Origin of the sequence: Phyllobacterium sp. 628, assembly GCF_014189505.1 — a bacterium.
Taxonomy (GTDB): Bacteria; Pseudomonadota; Alphaproteobacteria; order Rhizobiales; family Rhizobiaceae; genus Phyllobacterium.
The window spans coordinates 433,246-450,591 of the sequence record NZ_CP050302.1 but is presented as its reverse complement, the minus strand read 5'-3'; the positions used below and the strand labels follow the sequence as shown (position 1 = coordinate 450,591).

The following is a 17,346-nucleotide window of genomic DNA, read 5'->3' as shown; positions in this document are numbered from 1 at the left end:
GTTGACAGTTTTGGAGTGGGGGGTCTATATACCGACACAACGAGGGCGGGGCGCCGCTGGCGGTTGCTGAATGCGCCCTAAAGAAAGCTTTCGTTTTAGGTTTTCGGATTGTTACGCAAGTGACGGTTTGTTTAAGGGATCGCTGGTTTAGCTGGTGGTCTTTCGGGTCAGACCTTGAGGGGGTTGGCGGTTTGGCACAGATGCCGGATTGTTGATCGAAGAGGTTGAGCTTGTGCCGGCTGGTTCCGGTGGTTGACGGTGGCTTTAGGGTCGTGGTCTGTTCTTTGAAAATTGAATACAGAAGAAAGAGAAACGTGGGCGGCAGGGTCCTGCGGAACATCGCAAGATGTTCAACAGATACTTTGGCGGACACGTTTCGAGAGAAGATGTTACATGCGTTCAGGCGCTTTTGTGACGAGCAGGGTAACCTGCAAGTTAGGGAAGTGACTGGATGTAAGGTGTATATATGTTCTCGTCGATTCAAACGGATTGAGGCTTCGGCTTTGATCCAAGCGTGACCAATATAGCCAATATCAAATTTTCAACTTGAGAGTTTGATCCTGGCTCAGAACGAACGCTGGCGGCAGGCTTAACACATGCAAGTCGAGCGCCCCGCAAGGGGAGCGGCAGACGGGTGAGTAACGCGTGGGAATCTACCCATCTCTACGGAATAACTCAGGGAAACTTGTGCTAATACCGTATACGCCCTTCGGGGGAAAGATTTATCGGAGATGGATGAGCCCGCGTTGGATTAGCTAGTTGGTGGGGTAAAGGCCTACCAAGGCGACGATCCATAGCTGGTCTGAGAGGATGATCAGCCACACTGGGACTGAGACACGGCCCAGACTCCTACGGGAGGCAGCAGTGGGGAATATTGGACAATGGGCGCAAGCCTGATCCAGCCATGCCGCGTGTGTGATGAAGGCCCTAGGGTTGTAAAGCACTTTCACCGGAGAAGATAATGACGGTATCCGGAGAAGAAGCCCCGGCTAACTTCGTGCCAGCAGCCGCGGTAATACGAAGGGGGCTAGCGTTGTTCGGATTTACTGGGCGTAAAGCGCACGTAGGCGGACTATTAAGTCAGAGGTGAAATCCCGGGGCTCAACCCCGGAACTGCCTTTGATACTGGTAGTCTTGAGTTCGAGAGAGGTGAGTGGAATTCCGAGTGTAGAGGTGAAATTCGTAGATATTCGGAGGAACACCAGTGGCGAAGGCGGCTCACTGGCTCGATACTGACGCTGAGGTGCGAAAGCGTGGGGAGCAAACAGGATTAGATACCCTGGTAGTCCACGCCGTAAACTATGAGAGCTAGCCGTCGGGCAGTATACTGTTCGGTGGCGCAGCAAACGCATTAAGCTCTCCGCCTGGGGAGTACGGTCGCAAGATTAAAACTCAAAGGAATTGACGGGGGCCCGCACAAGCGGTGGAGCATGTGGTTTAATTCGAAGCAACGCGCAGAACCTTACCAGCCCTTGACATCCCGATCGCGGTTACCAGAGATGGTATCCTTCAGTTAGGCTGGATCGGTGACAGGTGCTGCATGGCTGTCGTCAGCTCGTGTCGTGAGATGTTGGGTTAAGTCCCGCAACGAGCGCAACCCTCGCCCTTAGTTGCCATCATTCAGTTGGGCACTCTAAGGGGACTGCCGGTGATAAGCCGAGAGGAAGGTGGGGATGACGTCAAGTCCTCATGGCCCTTACGGGCTGGGCTACACACGTGCTACAATGGTGGTGACAGTGGGCAGCGAGACCGCGAGGTCGAGCTAATCTCCAAAAGCCATCTCAGTTCGGATTGCACTCTGCAACTCGAGTGCATGAAGTTGGAATCGCTAGTAATCGTGGATCAGAATGCCACGGTGAATACGTTCCCGGGCCTTGTACACACCGCCCGTCACACCATGGGAGTTGGTTTTACCCGAAGGTGCTGTGCTAACCGCAAGGAGGCAGGCAACCACGGTAGGGTCAGCGACTGGGGTGAAGTCGTAACAAGGTAGCCGTAGGGGAACCTGCGGCTGGATCACCTCCTTTCTAAGGAGAATGGCTCATCACGGCCGTTCCGCTGCCCAAAAAGTTGCAAGACTTTTTGGATAAGCTAGCGGAACCAAGTATAGACATTCTATTAGAACAAAGACTGCAGGCCAGTCAGCCTGACAGTCGCGCATACAATGCAGGGACTGCCGCCTACGTTTCTCTTTCTTCCACATGATACGCGCTCGCGCGCCGTACCGCCCTTTCAGGGCTGGCGCTCCGCGGGGGCGCGGCACGAGCCGCGACGCGCTAGCGCGCTGTATTGGCGCTTTAAAGCCAGTATAGCTTTCGGGCTTGTAGCTCAGTTGGTTAGAGCGCGCGCTTGATAAGCGTGAGGTCGGAGGTTCAAGTCCTCCCAGGCCCACCACTTCCATCGCTTACGCACATACGGTCCTTCGGACCTGTGCTGCGCGGGCACGCGGCATAAGCCGCGACGGCCGATTGGCCTTGCGAAGCTTTGCTTCGATTACCTTTACGGGGGCGTAGCTCAGCTGGGAGAGCACCTGCTTTGCAAGCAGGGGGTCGTCGGTTCGATCCCGTCCGCCTCCACCAAAGGTTTTGGAGATGGACGATGCGAAGGCAAATATCATGTGAGAGAAGAACCAAGTTTGTAGCTTGTTAGACTTCGGTCTGACGGTTGCCTGTTCTGTATGAAATTGTGAAGAGAAGATAAGTTCGGATTATTCCGGATGTTCAGGTTTGTATTCCAAATACAGACCGCTAGGTCGTCGCAGCTTGCTGCGCGCTTAGTGCAGGCCCTTCGGGCCGTGAACGCTGGATAATGTCGTATGGGGCGCTCATTAATCCCCATACTTATGATTGGCCGCTTAACCGCAGAGCCATCGAATTTATCTCGAGAAGCTGGTCTTTTTTGTCAAATCGATTGTTGCTGAGTGTTTTGTTGTCCGTTGGTATCCCCCCACGGAGACAGATTGCTCGTGAAGGCAAGGATGGATATTGGCAATGAGAATGATCAAGTGTCTTAAGGGCATTTGGTGGATGCCTTGGCATGCACAGGCGATGAAGGACGTGATACGCTGCGATAAGCGTCGGGGAGGTGCGAATACCCTTTGATCCGACGATTTCCGAATGGGGAAACCCACCTTAGATATCTAGAAAATTTGAACTGTTGGACCTTGTGCGAAGCGCAAGCTTGTTTCTTCTTCCTCATTGGTTTGAGGGGATGGAACGAAGCGAAGCTTCGCAAGCGCGACTGCGCGCCGGCCACTTTTGGCCGCCTCGCGGAGCACAGCCCGGAACGGGCGTACGTGCGTGAGCGCTTACAACTAGCGAGAACACTTCAACTTTCTAGATATCAATATAAGGTATCTAACTTTCGAATACATAGGGGTTAGAAGCGAACCCGGGGAACTGAAACATCTAAGTACCCGGAGGAAAGGACATCAAACGAGACTCCGCAAGTAGTGGCGAGCGAACGCGGACCAGGCCAGTGGCTTTTGTGAGACAAGTGGAACACCTTGGAAAGGGTGACCGAAGTGGGTGATAGTCCCGTACACGTAATGCGAACAAAAGTCCTTGAGTAGGGCGGGACACGTGAAATCCTGTCTGAACATGGGGAGACCACTCTCCAAGCCTAAGTACTCGTGCATGACCGATAGCGAACCAGTACCGTGAGGGAAAGGTGAAAAGCACCCCGACAAGGGGAGTGAAAGAGATCCTGAAACCGAATGCCTACAAACAGTTGGAGCCCAAGATTTGTTCTGGGTGACAGCGTACCTTTTGTATAATGGGTCAGCGACTTAGTCTGACGAGCAAGCTTAAACCGGTAGGTGTAGGCGTAGCGAAAGCGAGTCTGAACAGGGCGTTCAGTTCGTTGGATTAGACCCGAAACCAAGTGATCTAGCCATGAGCAGGTTGAAGGTAAGGTAACACTTACTGGAGGACCGAACCCGCATCTGTTGCAATAGATTGGGATGACTTGTGGCTAGGGGTGAAAGGCCAATCAAACTTGGAGATAGCTGGTTCTCCGCGAAATCTATTTAGGTAGAGCGTCGATCGAATACCTTCGGGGGTAGAGCACTGGATGGGCTAGGGGATCTCACCGATTTACCAAACCTAACCAAACTCCGAATACCGAAGAGTACTAATCGGCAGACACACGGCGGGTGCTAACGTCCGTCGTGAAGAGGGCAACAACCCTGACCACCATCTAAGGTCCCTAAGTTATGGCTAAGTGGGAAAGGATGTGAGGATCCCAAAACAACCAGGATGTTGGCTTAGAAGCAGCCATCATTTAAAGAAAGCGTAACAGCTCACTGGTCTAAATAAGGGTCTTTGCGCCGAAAATGTACCGGGGCTAAAGCCATACACCGAAGCTGTGGATTCTTGGAAACCTTCGGGTTCCCGGGAGTGGTAGCGGAGCGTTCTGTAAGCCGTTGAAGAGAGACCCGTGAGGGCTCTTGGAGGTATCAGAAGTGAGAATGCTGACATGAGTAACGATAAAGGGAGTGAGAGACTCCCTCGCCGAAAGTCCAAGGGTTCCTGCTTAAAGTTAATCTGAGCAGGGTTAGCCGGCCCCTAAGGCGAGGCCGAAAGGCGTAGTCGATGGGAACCACGTTAATATTCGTGGGCCTGCGGGTAGTGACGGATCGCGTATGTTGTTCTTCCTTATTGGATTGGAAGGGCTTCGAAGCGGTTCCAGGAAATAGCTCCCGCGTATAGACCGTACCCTAAACCGACACTGGTGGACTGGTAGAGAATACCAAGGCGCTTGAGAGAACTGCGTTGAAGGAACTCGGCAAATTGCACGCGTAACTTCGGAAGAAGCGTGACCCTTATGTACGCAAGTATGTGAGGGTGGCACAGACCAGGGGGTAGCGACTGTTTACCAAAAACACAGGGCTCTGCGAAGTCGCAAGACGACGTATAGGGTCTGACGCCTGCCCGGTGCTGGAAGGTTAAGAGGAGAGGTGCAAGCTTTGAATCGAAGCCCCAGTAAACGGCGGCCGTAACTATAACGGTCCTAAGGTAGCGAAATTCCTTGTCGGGTAAGTTCCGACCTGCACGAATGGCGTAACGACTTCCCCGCTGTCTCCAACGCAGACTCAGTGAAATTGAATTCCCCGTGAAGATGCGGGGTTCCTGCGGTTAGACGGAAAGACCCCGTGCACCTTTACTATAGCTTTACACTGGCATTCGTGTCGGCATGTGTAGGATAGGTGGTAGACTTTGAAGCCGTGGCGCCAGCCATGGTGGAGTCATCCTTGAAATACCACCCTTACCTATATGGATGTCTAACCGCGGTCCGTTATCCGGATCCGGGACAGTGTATGGTGGGTAGTTTGACTGGGGCGGTCGCCTCCTAAAGAGTAACGGAGGCGCGCGATGGTGGGCTCAGACCGGTCGGAAATCGGTCGTCGAGTGCAATGGCATAAGCCCGCCTGACTGCGAGACTGACAAGTCGAGCAGAGACGAAAGTCGGTCATAGTGATCCGGTGGTCCCGCGTGGAAGGGCCATCGCTCAACGGATAAAAGGTACGCCGGGGATAACAGGCTGATGACCCCCAAGAGTCCATATCGACGGGGTTGTTTGGCACCTCGATGTCGACTCATCGCATCCTGGGGCTGGAGCAGGTCCCAAGGGTATGGCTGTTCGCCATTTAAAGCGGTACGTGAGTTGGGTTCAGAACGTCGTGAGACAGTTCGGTCCCTATCTGCCGTGGGTGTAGGAATATTGACAGGATCTGTCCCTAGTACGAGAGGACCGGGATGGACGTATCTCTGGTGGACCTGTTGTGGCGCCAGCCGCATAGCAGGGTAGCTATATACGGACGGGATAACCGCTGAAGGCATCTAAGCGGGAAACCCACCTGAAAACGAGTATTCCCTATCAGAGCCGTGGAAGACCACCACGTTGATAGGCCGGGTGTGGAAGTGCGGCAACGCATGAAGCTTACCGGTACTAATAGCTCGATTGGCTTGATCATTCTCATTACTTATATCCATCTGACAAAGTCAGATAATTAAAGGCGCTCACGCATGAGCGGGTCTTCGACCCTATGCTCCGCGAGGGCCTTCGGACGACCTAGCGGTCTGAGGGGTGCTTCTCCTGAAATCTCAGGGGAAACACACAACGCCGCGATAATTGTCCATATCGAAACGACAACAAAACCAGCTTCTCTTTCATCGTTGCTCTTTGCTGACCTGGTGGTTACAGCGGAGCGGCTGCACCCGATCCCATTCCGAACTCGGCCGTGAAACGTTCCAGCGCCAATGGTACTTCGTCTCAAGACGCGGGAGAGTAGGTCGCTGCCAGGTCTGCAAAGCGCAACATGAAATCACACATAACCAATTCCATACAACCCAATCAGGCCGCCCCCAAAGCGGCCTTTTGCTTTTGCAGACCAGCTAAAGTAAGATAAGCCTTACAAAACCGGAAAACCAAAAGCACAGCGCCGCAAGGCAAAAACTTCCTGTCGAAAGACAGAAAAAGCGGCAATCGCCGCTTGGTGGCGCGGGGTGGAGCAGCATCCCCGTCCGACCGCAGAAGCCCTTCAGCTTCGAGGACGGACAAACGGAAATATCCGGGCTGCAAACCGGCACAGGCCGGATATGGTGGCGCGGGGTGGAGCAGCCCGGTAGCTCGTCAGGCTCATAACCTGAAGGTCACAGGTTCAAATCCTGTCCCCGCAACCAACCAAACTCCCGGACAATCAACCAGCTTCCCAAACGCCTCATGAAATGCAGAGCCAAATACACAAAACCCCGCCACCGCGGGGTTTTTGCCGTTTAAGGGTATGGTTAGTGTTAAACTACTCGAATTTGACGGCTGTCGTATTGGCTCCGCAAACGAGCACGGCGACACGCTCGTTTGGAGCCGGAGCATATGCTCCCGACAGGAGTGCGGCAAAAGCCGTTGCGCCGCCGGGTTCGGCAACGATCCGCACCTTTTCCCAAAGGGCGGTCTGTGCGGCGCGGATGGCAGCATCCGTAACCAGCACGGATTCCTGAACGAAATCTTGGGCAATCGGAAACATCAGTTCTCCGACGCGTTTCGGCGCAAGCGAATCGGCTGCTATACTTCCGGCCGGGGCGTCCACGGGCTTTCCCGCCTTCAACGCGTCATGCAATGTCGGAGCTCCGTCAGGTTCAACGGCGACAATCTTGATGCGACCCGCAAACCAAGCCGCGATACCACCAATAAGCCCGCCGCCGCCAACCGCAACCAGAAGCGTGGTAATGGCGGGAAGATCAGTCTCGATTTCCTGGCCGAGTGTGCCTTGTCCACGCAACGTTTCCGGCTGATCGAAGGCATGAATGGCCATGGCTCCGGATTCCCGCACAAATGTCTCGCTCGCTGCCAAAGCATCGGCATAGCGTTCACCGCCGATGACGATATGCGCGCCATAACTGCGAATGAGTTCGGCTTTTGCGGGCGAGGTGACTGTCGGAACGAAGATGGTCGCTGCTGCGCCAAGCCGCATGGCCGCATAGGCCACAGCCGCACCATGATTGCCACCGGACGCGGCGGCGACACCGGCTGATGGGACCGGTCTTGTCAGGAGATTGGTAAAGGCGCCGCGTGCCTTGAACGAACCGGAGTGCTGCAGGCATTCCAGTTTGAGCTCCACGGGAAGCGCGTCGCGACCAAATTCGCTCATATTCACGGATAAAACCGGCGTGCGGCGTATATGCGGGCGGATTAGCCGTTCAGTCTCGGCAATCTCTTCAGGTGTAATGGGCATGGGATGTCTCGCGGGGGAAGGAATGCAGAGACTAGAGCGGCGATTAGGCAGAAGGCAAGAGCGCAACTCCGATTGTTATGTGGCTCAATCTGTCCGCATTGACTTGTGCCCATCAGAATGTTAGAAAATCACAAAAGAGCAAGATATCAACATTTGTTGGTATCGTAATGAATGGGGCGGCAACCGGGCATGAATGAAGTTCGTCTTCACCCTTCGATCAGGCTTCCTTCGGACGAGCAGCGCGAGCACCTGATGGTGCGTGCTGCCAAGCTTTATTATGACCTTGAGCAAACTCAGGGCGACATTGCGACGGAGCTTGGACTGACGCGCTGGCAGGTCGGGCGGCTTTTGACCGAAGCCAAGGAACTGGGCATTGTCCGCATCGAGATCCTGCCGCGTTCATTGCGCCGGACCGATCTTGAGTTGCAGTTGCAACAGGCTTTCGGTCTCAAGGATGCGATCGTCGTACCCGCAGGCAATGCAATCGATTCGCTCCTGTTGATGGAGCGCGTTGCCCAGGCGGCAGCAGCCTATCTGGCCGGGCTCAATCCGAAACCCGAGCTGATCGGCGTTTCCTGGGGCCGTACCATGTCGGCCGTCGCACGCTTTCTGCCGAACAACTGGAATCCGGGCGTGCATGTCGTTCTGGTCAATGGCGCCACGCATCTCCATTCGACATCAACGCATCTGGGTTCGGTTGCCGAAGAGTTCGCAAGGGCCGGCAGCGGCATGGCAAGCCTCTTGCCGGTGCCGGCGATCGTTGGCAAAAGCAGCACGCGGGAGGTGCTCGAAGACGATCCGATTATCGCGCGGGTGTTGAAGCTTGCGATAGAAAGCCAAGTCGTTTGCTTCGGTATGGGCGGCATCAATCACCAATCGGTGCATCTGAGCAACGGTTATCTCGAGGAAGCCGATATCGACCGGCTGAAGGACGCGGGCGCAGTGGGTGATATACTCGGGCGGTTTGTCGGTACGGATGGCCAAATCATTGACGAGGCCATCAATGCGCGCACAGTCGGCATGAAGCTTGATCATCTCCGGGACAAGCAGCTTTCGATTGGTGTTGCCGCCGGTGAAGACAAGCACGCGGTTGCTGCCGCGGCACTGAAAGCCGGATATATCTCGGTCATCATTACCGATGAAGATACGGCGCAGTATGCCCTTGGCCTCGCCAGCGGTGCGTGATGCCGATGGGCCATATGAATTACAGGAAGGAACGGGAATGAACACACAGGATATGACGATCGCCAGGAAAACCGATGTGCTGGCACCGCATTCCCATGCGCGCAACACGGGCACAAACCTCCTGCCGGATTGGTTCGAGGATATTGCGGTCAACCGCTCGGCGACGGAACGCCGTGCGGCGACCCTGACCACGCGGCGCACCGTGAAGAAGGAATATCAGGCGGCTTGGCTGGTTAAGGCGATCACCTGCATCGATCTGACAACCCTTGCTGGTGACGATACGGCTGGCCGTGTCCGGCGTTTGTGCGCCAAGGCGAAAAAGCCGGTGCGCGATGACATTCTCGAAGCGCTCGGCCTTGCCGATGCAAATATCACAACGGGTGCCGTTTGCGTCTATCCGACAATGGTCCAGCATGCAGTCAAGGCATTGGAAGGCTCAGGCATTCCCGTTGCGTCTGTTGCCACCGGTTTCCCGGCTGGCCTGACCCCGCTGCCCCAGCGGCTGGCGGAAATCCACTATGCCGTGGGCGAGGGTGCCAAAGAGATCGATATCGTCATTACGCGCGAGCACGTTCTGACCCAGAACTGGCCGGCCCTCTATGACGAGATTGCCCAGATGCGTGAGGCCTCCGGCGATGCGCATATGAAGGCTATTCTGGCGACAGGCGATTTGAACACGCTGCGCAATGTCTATCGCGCCTCCATGGTTGCCATGCAGGCCGGAGCGGATTTCATCAAGACCTCAACCGGTAAGGAAGATGTCAATGCAACGCTGCCTGTCAGTTTGATCATGCTGCGTGCACTGCGTGATTACGGCGAGCTCTCCGGTCAAATCGTGGGTTTCAAGCCTGCAGGCGGCATGAAGACCGCCAAGGATGCCATGAACTGGCTGATCCTGATGAAGGAAGAGTTGGGACTGCCATGGATGCAGCCGGACCTGTTCCGGCTTGGAGCCAGCTCAATGCTGGGTGATATCGAACGGCAGCTCGAACATTATGTGACAGGCCGCTACGCCGCATCTTCGCGCCACGCGCTTGCTTGAGGAAGAAAGACATGGGACAGATCAAGGATATTCTTCGCACCATGGAATATGGCCCCGCACCGGAAAGCAACACCGACGTCCAGAATTGGCTTGATGCCAACGCTACGGGATTTGGCCATTTCATCAATGGCAAGTTCACCAGCGTCGAAGGCCATGACACGTTTGCTGTGATCAATCCGGCCAATGATACCATACTGGCGAAGGTCGCTCACGGCACTGACGCGGATGTGGATGCAGCTGTGAAGGCCGCGCGCTCGGCGTTTGGCAAGTGGTCAAAATTATCCGGGCATGAACGCGCCAAATATCTCTATGCGATTGCCCGTCACATTCAGAAGCGCGAACGCTTTTTCTCCGTGCTGGAAACCATGGACAATGGCAAGCCGATCCGCGAAACCCGCGATATCGATATTCCACTGGTCGCCCGGCATTTCTACCACCATGCCGGCTGGGCCGAGATGGTGGAGACAGAATTCGAAGGCTTCTCGCCGGTCGGTGTCTGCGGACAGGTAATCCCATGGAATTTCCCGCTGCTGATGCTGTCGTGGAAGATTGCCCCGGCGCTCGCTGCGGGCAACACCGTGGTGCTCAAACCGGCAGAACTGACACCGCTCACCGCCATTGCTTTTGCCGAGATTTGTCATGAGATTGGTCTACCTGCGGGCGTGGTCAATATCGTGCATGGCGATGGCGCGACCGGTGCAGCGATCTGCGGTCACGATGGTATCGACAAGGTAGCTTTCACCGGCTCGACCGAAGTTGGCCGCATCATCCGCGAACAGATTGCCGGTTCGGAAAAGAAACTGTCGCTGGAACTGGGCGGCAAGTCGCCGTTCATCGTCTTTGAAGATGCCGATCTTGATGGCGCTATAGAAGGCGTGGTCGATGCCATCTGGTTCAATCAGGGCGAGGTCTGCTGTGCCGGTTCGCGCATTCTTGTGCAGGAAGGCATTGCCGAGCATTTTTATACCAAGTTGCGTAAGCGCATGGAAACATTGCGGGTCGGCGATCCGCTCGACAAGACCATGGATGTCGGCGCTATCGTCTCCAAGGGTCAGTTGAAGCGTATCACATCCCTCGTCGAACAGGGCAAAGCCGAGGGCGGCACGCTCTGGCAGGCGCCGGTCAAGCTGCCTGCCAAGGGAGCGTTCTTTGCACCAGGCTTTTTCACCGATGTAGAACCAGCCTCGACCGTCTGCGAAGTCGAGATTTTCGGGCCGGTTGCCACCGCAACGACTTTCCGCACCCCGGATGAAGCCATCGCGCTGGCCAATAACACCAAGTACGGCTTGGCAGCTTCGATCTGGTCGGAAAACATCAATCTGGCGCTCGATATGGCGGCACGGGTCAAGGCAGGCGTCGTCTGGATCAACTCGACCAACCTGCTCGACGCCGGTGCCGGTTTCGGTGGATACCGTGAAAGCGGCTATGGCCGTGAGGGCGGACGCGAGGGCCTTTACGAATATCTCACCGCCGACTGGGAAAAGCGTTTGCCTGCAGGCAAGGCCGAAACAGCATTCAAGCCCTCGGCTGCACCGGACGGCGAGGCGAAGATTGCCTCTGCAGGTTTGATTGACCGGACCATCAAAAACTATATTGGCGGCAAGCAGGCAAGGCCGGATGGCGGGTATAGTTATTCCGTCATTGGCAAGGGCGGTCAGATCATCGGTCAGGCAGGTATCGGCAACCGCAAAGATATCCGCAATGCGGTGGAAGCTGCGGCAAAAGCCGGTTCATGGGGCGGTGTCACGGCACATAACCGCGCGCAGGTGCTGTATTACCTCGGTGAAAATCTCAGTGCCCGGCAGGCCGAGTTCGAAGCGCTGCTGGTGGAAAGCACCGGTGTTTCACCCAAGGCGGCAGCGGAAGAATTTGCTGCGGCATTGCGGCGGGTTTTCTACTATGCGGCTCAGTCCGACAAATATGATGGCGCGGTGCATTCAACCAAGTCGCGCCACGTTACGCTCGCAATGAATGAACCCTGGGGCGTTGTCGGTATTGTCTGCCCGGATGATCAGCCGTTGCTGTCCTTCATCTCGCTCGTGCTGCCGGCAATCGCCATGGGTAACCGGGTTGTGGCAGTTCCTTCGTCCAGGCATCCACTGCTGGCGGCCAATCTCTATCAGGTCCTCGATACATCCGATGTTCCGGGCGGCGTGGTCAATATTGTCACGGGTGAACGCGACGTTCTGGCCAAGACACTGGCCGAGCACGATGAGGTCGACGCGCTGTGGTATGCCGGTACGAAAGACGGCAGCGCCATGGTTGAGAAGGCCTCATGCGGCAATCTGAAGGCTACATGGGTCAATAATGGCCGTCAGCGTGACTGGCTGAACACCCAACAGGGACAAGGTAAGGACTATCTGCGCCGCGCTGTTCAGGTGAAGAATATCTGGGTACCTTACGGCGAGTAAAACAAAAACCCCGCATCGGCGCACGCTGATGCGGGGTTTTTATAGTTATCCGGTCTTAGCTCTTGGGCAGGCCGGGAGGATTGGTCGAGGCCTTGTCGATGGCTTCCGAACCAAGGTTCCAGCGCTCCAGCACCTTCTTGTATTTGCCGTCAGCAATCACTGCATTGAGCGCTGTCGTGATGCCTTCCGCCGCACCGCTGCCTTTGCGGGTAGTCACGGCAACTTCGGCAGTGATCGGCCAGCCGCCGCTGACAGTGCCCACCAGCTTGGTCTTGCCGTTGACCGCAGCCTTGTAAGCCTGTGTTGCGTTGACGCTGAACACCACATCAGCACGGCCGGATTCAATCGCCAGATATTTCACCGCATCATCATCGTAGTATTGCACTTCGATCGGTTTCAGGCCCTTGTCGACATTCTCCTTATCCCAGGCCAGCAGGATTTTCTCCTGATTGGTGCCCGCATCGGTGATGACCTTCAACCCGGCAATATCCTTGGGATCCTTGATCGCCTTGATGGCGCTGTCCGCCTTGACGTAATAGCCAAGCTCATCCTTGCGATAGGTGGAGAAATCGAACTTTTCCTTGCGTTGTTCGGTGACGGTCACATTGGAAATGACCGCGTCGAACTTGCCGGATTCGAGGCCAAGCGGCCAATCTGCCCAGGCCACAGGCACCAGCACGAGCTCACGCCCGAGACTGTCAGCCACCAGCTGCGCCAGATCGACGTCAAACCCAACGACGGTCGTGGCATCATTGGCGTAGGTGCTCAATGGCGGGTTGGACGGATGCAGCCCGATGGTCAGCTTGCCGTCACTGACGAATTTGAAATGTTTGGATACGGCTTCAATTGCCTTTTCGTTCTTTTCCGCGCACACCCGGTCTTTCTGGTCCGGGCTGAGATCGAAACCATCTCCGGCGGCAAAAGCAACGCTGGCAGTCGCGGCAAGCAGCGCACCCGCAATGAAGGATACTAGTCTTGGTCTGTATGTCATGGATAACCCCTTAAGCATGGTTTGTTGAGTGTTGATATTTAGCGCCGTGCCCCCGCACTGATGCGCACCGGCGGACTGTTCCATCCGAGTTCGGGAGCGATATGGGTGACAAAGTCAGACAGGATTTGTTCATATTCGTGCTGCTGGAATTCGTAGGGAAGTTCGAGCCGCAATTCCCCGACGCGCGCGAGGATGGGATCTTTGAACAGGTGCTCCAGAATCTGCTCCGAGGTGCCTACGAGATCCTGCGGAAACAGGGTACGGCGGTCGCCTTGCGGTTTCAGCGTTCGCTGATAGCGTCCGGCGGCATAGTCGGTATATTTCTTTCGGGTGGCTGCGTCGGCACTGTCGGTTGGCACGATGACGCGGCCCAGCGATACACGCCGGGAAATATTGCCGAGGTTCTCGTGATAGGCGTCGAGCTGGCGTGACTGCGCTTCATAGAAATCATCGGTGTTCTCACCTGCGGTGACATTGCCGATCATCAGGTTGAAGCCGTTTTTGCCGGCCCATCCCACGGAGCGCAGCGATCCGCCGCCATACCAGATCCTGTCGGCCAGCCCCGCAGCATGCGGCTGCAGGCGCGGGCGTTGCGGCCCGCCCGGTGTGGCAATAAATGTTTCGGGATCAGCGAGAAATTCGCCGCGCAGATTGTTGGCAAACCGGATCACCCGTTCATGCGACAGATCATGGTCCTTCCAGTTGCCGTCGAAGACCAGTGGTCCCAACAGCTCCGCATGGGCCGGTGTGCCCGCGCTCAAACCGATATTGAGACGACCGCGCGACAGCACGTCGACAGTGGAAAGGTCCTCGGCCAGCCGGTAGGGGCTTTCATAACCAATCTGGATAACGGCGGTTCCCAGCTGAATACGGCTGGTGCGCTGGGTGGCGGCTGCCAGAAAAACTCCGGCCGAGGATATGCCGTGTTCCAGATGCCGTTGCCGCACCCAGCCACTGTCAAAGCCCAATGTCTCGCCGTACTCAAGCAGCCGGAGTGTGTTCTCCAGTCCTTCATGCGGATCATCATCGCGATAATTTCCCGGCGTCAGGAAACCGATATGGTTGATGGAGGGATGTGTCATCGAACGAACCTTGCGTGGTTATGGCTGAAAGCAGATCAGATCTTTGGCAAGCCGGGCGGATTAGTGCGCGATTTGTCCAGTGCTTCCGGGCCAAGCTTCCAGCGATCCAGCGACTGCGTGTATTTGCCATCGGCAATCAGCTCATTGATGGCTGCGGTCAGGCTGTCGGCAATGCCGCTGCCCTTGCGAGTGGTGATCGCCACGTCAGCGATCATTGGCCAACCGGCGTTGACGGTTCCGACCAGCTTGATCTTGCCATCTGTTGCTGCCCTGTAGGCCTGCGGTGCGTTGGGATTGAATTCCGCATCCGCACGGCCCGATTGGATTGCCAGAGCACTGACTGCATCATCATCGTAATATTGCAATTCAACCGACTTCAGCCCTTTGGCAACATTCTGCTTGTCCCATTCCAGCAGGATCTTTTCCTGAATGGTTCCAGACCCGGTGATAATCTTCAGCCCGGCTATATCCTTCGGCTCCTTGATCGAGGTGATTGGACTATCCGTCTTGACGTAGAAGCCGTGCAGACCGAGCCGGTAAGTGGAGAAATCAAACTTCTCCTTGCGCTGCTCGGTAACACCAACATTGGAAATGACCGCATCGAACTTGCCGGACTGGAGGCCCAGCGGCCAGTCAGCCCAGGCGATGGGAAGCAGTTCCAGCTTGCGGCCGAGCACATCGGCAATCAGCTGGGCAAAGTCCGGATCGTAACCGACAACAGTCTGTGCATCGGTGGCATAGGTGCTGAGCGGCGGATGCGCGACACTGATGCCGATAGTCAAGGTGCCGTCCTTGACGAATTTGAAGCTCGCCGGAATGGAGGCAATGACCTTGTCGTTTTTGTCGGCCCGTACCCGGTTGCTCTGGTCGGGACTCAAGTCAAAACCTTCGGCGTGGCTCATGGCCAGCCCGGCTGCGGTGGCGATGAGGACGGCCAAAGTGAAAGAGGCAAGGCTCGATCGAAATGTCATTCGCAGTTTCCTAATACTAGCTCAATATCAATGGGATGGATTGGTTTTCTGCTACAGAACCTTTGCCAGAAACTCGCCGGTGCGCGCGTTCTTCGGCCGGTTCAGAACCTGTTCGGGTGATCCGGTTTCAACGATCTTGCCGGCATCCATGAAGATCACAGTGTCGGCGACTTCGCGGGCAAAACCGATCTCATGGGTGACGATGATCAGCGTGGTGCCGGAGCGCGCCAGTTCCTTGATGACATCCAGAACTTCGCCCACCAGTTCAGGATCAAGCGCCGATGTCGGCTCATCAAACAGCAGGACTTTCGGGCGCAGGGCTAGCGCCCGGGCAATGGCCACGCGTTGCTGCTGACCGCCGGAAAGCTGGCGCGGATAGGCATTGATCTTGTCGCTAAGACCGACGCGGGCGAGAAGTTCACGCGCAAGACTGATCGCTTCCGGACGGGTCAGATGGCCGAGCGAAACCGGGGCTTCGATAATATTTTCCAGCACGGTCAGATGCGGGAACAGGTTGAAGCTCTGGAACACCATGCCGATATCGGCGCGGCGCTTGAGGATGTCTTTTTCCTTCAGCTCATAAAGTGTCCTGCCGCTCTTGCGATAGCCGACGAGTTCATTGTCGACGGTGATGAAACCGTCATCGACACGTTCGAGATGATTGATGGTGCGCAGCAGTGTGGACTTGCCCGATCCGGACGGGCCGAGAATAGCGGTGACGCTGCCTGCCTTGATGTCGAGGCGGATATCGTCGAGCACTTTAAGAAGGCCAAAGCTTTTCGATACGCCCTGAATTTTCACCGAGCCGGGTGCCCGCCATTTGGCCAGCGGTATGCTGCGATCGGTTGCGCGCTGAGTGAAATTCTGTAGGGAAGCAACAGTGACTGGCTGCGGGCGAGCGAGGATCGGGGCACCGAACAGGCGGCGAAAGAGTTTGCGCAGGATCGGGGCAGGAGGATTGCGCAGGGCACCCTTGGAATAATGCCGCTCGATATAGTGTTGAGCAACTGACAGGAAGGTCATGATGATCAGATACCAGACGGTCGCCACCATCAGCAGCGGAACGACTTCAAGATTACGGCGGTAAATGACCTGAACCGTGTAAAAAAGCTCCGGCAGGGCGAGCACGTAAACCATGGATGTGCCCTTGGCCAAGCCAATGATTTCGTTGAAACCGGTGGGGAGAATGGTGCGCATGGCCTGTGGCAGGATGATGCGGAATGCCTGACGCCGGCGGGAAAGCCCGAGTGCCGCTGCCGCTTCCAGCTGTCCCTGATCAACGGACAGAATGCCGCCACGAATGATCTCCGAGGAGAAGGCCGCCTGATTGAGGCTGAGCCCGATCAGTGCCGCCGCGAAGGGGCTGAGGATCGAAATGGTCGGATATTCGGCAAAGAGGATATCCGTATAGGGAATACCAAGCCGTACGGTTGCGTAGAGATAACCGAGATTGTTGAGGATGAGCAGCAGCACGATCAGCGGTATGGAGCGAAGCAGCCAGATATAGGCCCAGGACAGACCCGACAGCAGCGGCGACTTGGACACGCGGGCGAGGGCGAGTGCAGTGCCGAGGGCAAAGCCCAATACTGTAGCAAGGGCAGTCAGCAGTAGCGTCCGGCCAAGCCCCGCCAGCACGGGAGCCGAGAAGAACCACTCGGCAAAAACATTCCAGCCCCATTTCGGATTGGTCAGAATTGATTGCAGCGTGACAACAATGATGAGCGCCGCAAACAATGTTCCGAAGAAACGCGCCGGGTATTTTGCCTTTACAATCCGGTAATGCGTGTAGTCTTCAGGTGCAGCGGAGGCGGGCTGCTGCACGGAATGCGCGCCCGTATAGTCTGCTGTTATCGCCATGCTTTCAATTCCCCTATGCAACACTTTTCAGTCGAGATCTCCCATGCCGGAAAGACTTGCATGGGATGCCATTTT

General features: G+C 56.0%; 8 protein-coding genes, 3 tRNA genes and 3 rRNA genes. 9 read left to right on the top strand and 5 right to left on the bottom strand.

From position 1 onward, the window contains the following. Nucleotides 1-542 precede the first annotated feature (542 nt). The 6 genes from HB779_RS22660 to HB779_RS22635 all read left to right on the top strand — a co-directional run bounded on the left by HB779_RS22660 (nucleotide 543) and on the right by HB779_RS22635 (nucleotide 6,683). Nucleotides 543-2,027, top strand: a 16S ribosomal RNA gene (locus tag HB779_RS22660). Between the two features lie 290 nt (nucleotides 2,028-2,317). Beyond that, nucleotides 2,318-2,394, top strand: a tRNA-Ile gene (locus tag HB779_RS22655). A gap of 109 nt (nucleotides 2,395-2,503) precedes the next feature. Then, nucleotides 2,504-2,579: transfer RNA gene (locus HB779_RS22650), tRNA-Ala, on the top strand. 419 nt (nucleotides 2,580-2,998) lie between these two features. Beyond that, a 23S ribosomal RNA gene (locus tag HB779_RS22645) occupies nucleotides 2,999-5,974 on the top strand. A 216-nt stretch (nucleotides 5,975-6,190) separates the two neighbouring features. Next, nucleotides 6,191-6,305 (top strand): 5S ribosomal RNA (rrf, locus tag HB779_RS22640). The 16S, 23S and 5S rRNA genes sit together here with 3 tRNA genes alongside, the layout of an rRNA operon. A gap of 301 nt (nucleotides 6,306-6,606) precedes the next feature. Then, nucleotides 6,607-6,683: transfer RNA gene (locus HB779_RS22635), tRNA-Met, on the top strand. 116 nt (nucleotides 6,684-6,799) lie between these two features. Here HB779_RS22635 and HB779_RS22630 read toward each other — a convergent pair. After that, complete coding sequence (locus HB779_RS22630) at nucleotides 6,800-7,732, bottom strand: threonine/serine dehydratase (protein WP_188346210.1); 933 nt, start codon at nucleotides 7,730-7,732, stop codon at nucleotides 6,800-6,802. 189 nt (nucleotides 7,733-7,921) lie between these two features. On the opposite strand from HB779_RS22630, the gene HB779_RS22625 reads away from it, so the two are divergent. The 3 genes from HB779_RS22625 to HB779_RS22615 are packed head-to-tail and all read left to right on the top strand — an operon-like array spanning nucleotide 7,922 to nucleotide 12,370. After that, the gene (locus HB779_RS22625) at nucleotides 7,922-8,917 is read left to right on the top strand and encodes a sugar-binding transcriptional regulator (RefSeq protein ID WP_188346209.1); all 996 of its coding nucleotides are present in this window, start codon (nucleotides 7,922-7,924) and stop codon (nucleotides 8,915-8,917) included. 52 nt (nucleotides 8,918-8,969) lie between these two features. Then, on the top strand, nucleotides 8,970-9,959 hold the full coding sequence (deoC, locus tag HB779_RS22620; protein ID WP_244642827.1) for a deoxyribose-phosphate aldolase: 990 nt from the start codon (nucleotides 8,970-8,972) through the stop codon (nucleotides 9,957-9,959). A gap of 11 nt (nucleotides 9,960-9,970) precedes the next feature. Then, nucleotides 9,971-12,370, top strand: a complete 2,400-nt coding sequence (locus HB779_RS22615; protein ID WP_188346207.1) for an aldehyde dehydrogenase family protein — start codon at nucleotides 9,971-9,973, stop codon at nucleotides 12,368-12,370. Between the two features lie 55 nt (nucleotides 12,371-12,425). On the opposite strand, the gene HB779_RS22610 is transcribed toward HB779_RS22615, so the two are convergent. The 4 genes from HB779_RS22610 to HB779_RS25665 are packed head-to-tail and all read right to left on the bottom strand — an operon-like array spanning nucleotide 12,426 to nucleotide 17,271. After that, entirely contained in the window at nucleotides 12,426-13,361 is a 936-nt protein-coding gene (locus HB779_RS22610; protein ID WP_188346206.1) for an ABC transporter substrate-binding protein, read from the bottom strand. A 38-nt stretch (nucleotides 13,362-13,399) separates the two neighbouring features. After that, nucleotides 13,400-14,443 carry an LLM class flavin-dependent oxidoreductase gene (locus tag HB779_RS22605; RefSeq protein WP_188346205.1) on the bottom strand — a complete coding sequence of 348 codons (1,044 nt, stop codon included), beginning with the start codon at nucleotides 14,441-14,443 and terminating at the stop codon, nucleotides 13,400-13,402. A gap of 35 nt (nucleotides 14,444-14,478) precedes the next feature. Further along, the gene (locus HB779_RS22600; RefSeq protein WP_188346204.1) at nucleotides 14,479-15,414 is read right to left on the bottom strand and encodes an ABC transporter substrate-binding protein; all 936 of its coding nucleotides are present in this window, start codon (nucleotides 15,412-15,414) and stop codon (nucleotides 14,479-14,481) included. Nucleotides 15,415-15,465: 51 nt separating this feature from the next. After that, the gene (locus HB779_RS25665; RefSeq protein WP_188346203.1) at nucleotides 15,466-17,271 is read right to left on the bottom strand and encodes an amino acid ABC transporter permease/ATP-binding protein; all 1,806 of its coding nucleotides are present in this window, start codon (nucleotides 17,269-17,271) and stop codon (nucleotides 15,466-15,468) included. Between the last annotated feature and the right edge of the window lie 75 nt (nucleotides 17,272-17,346).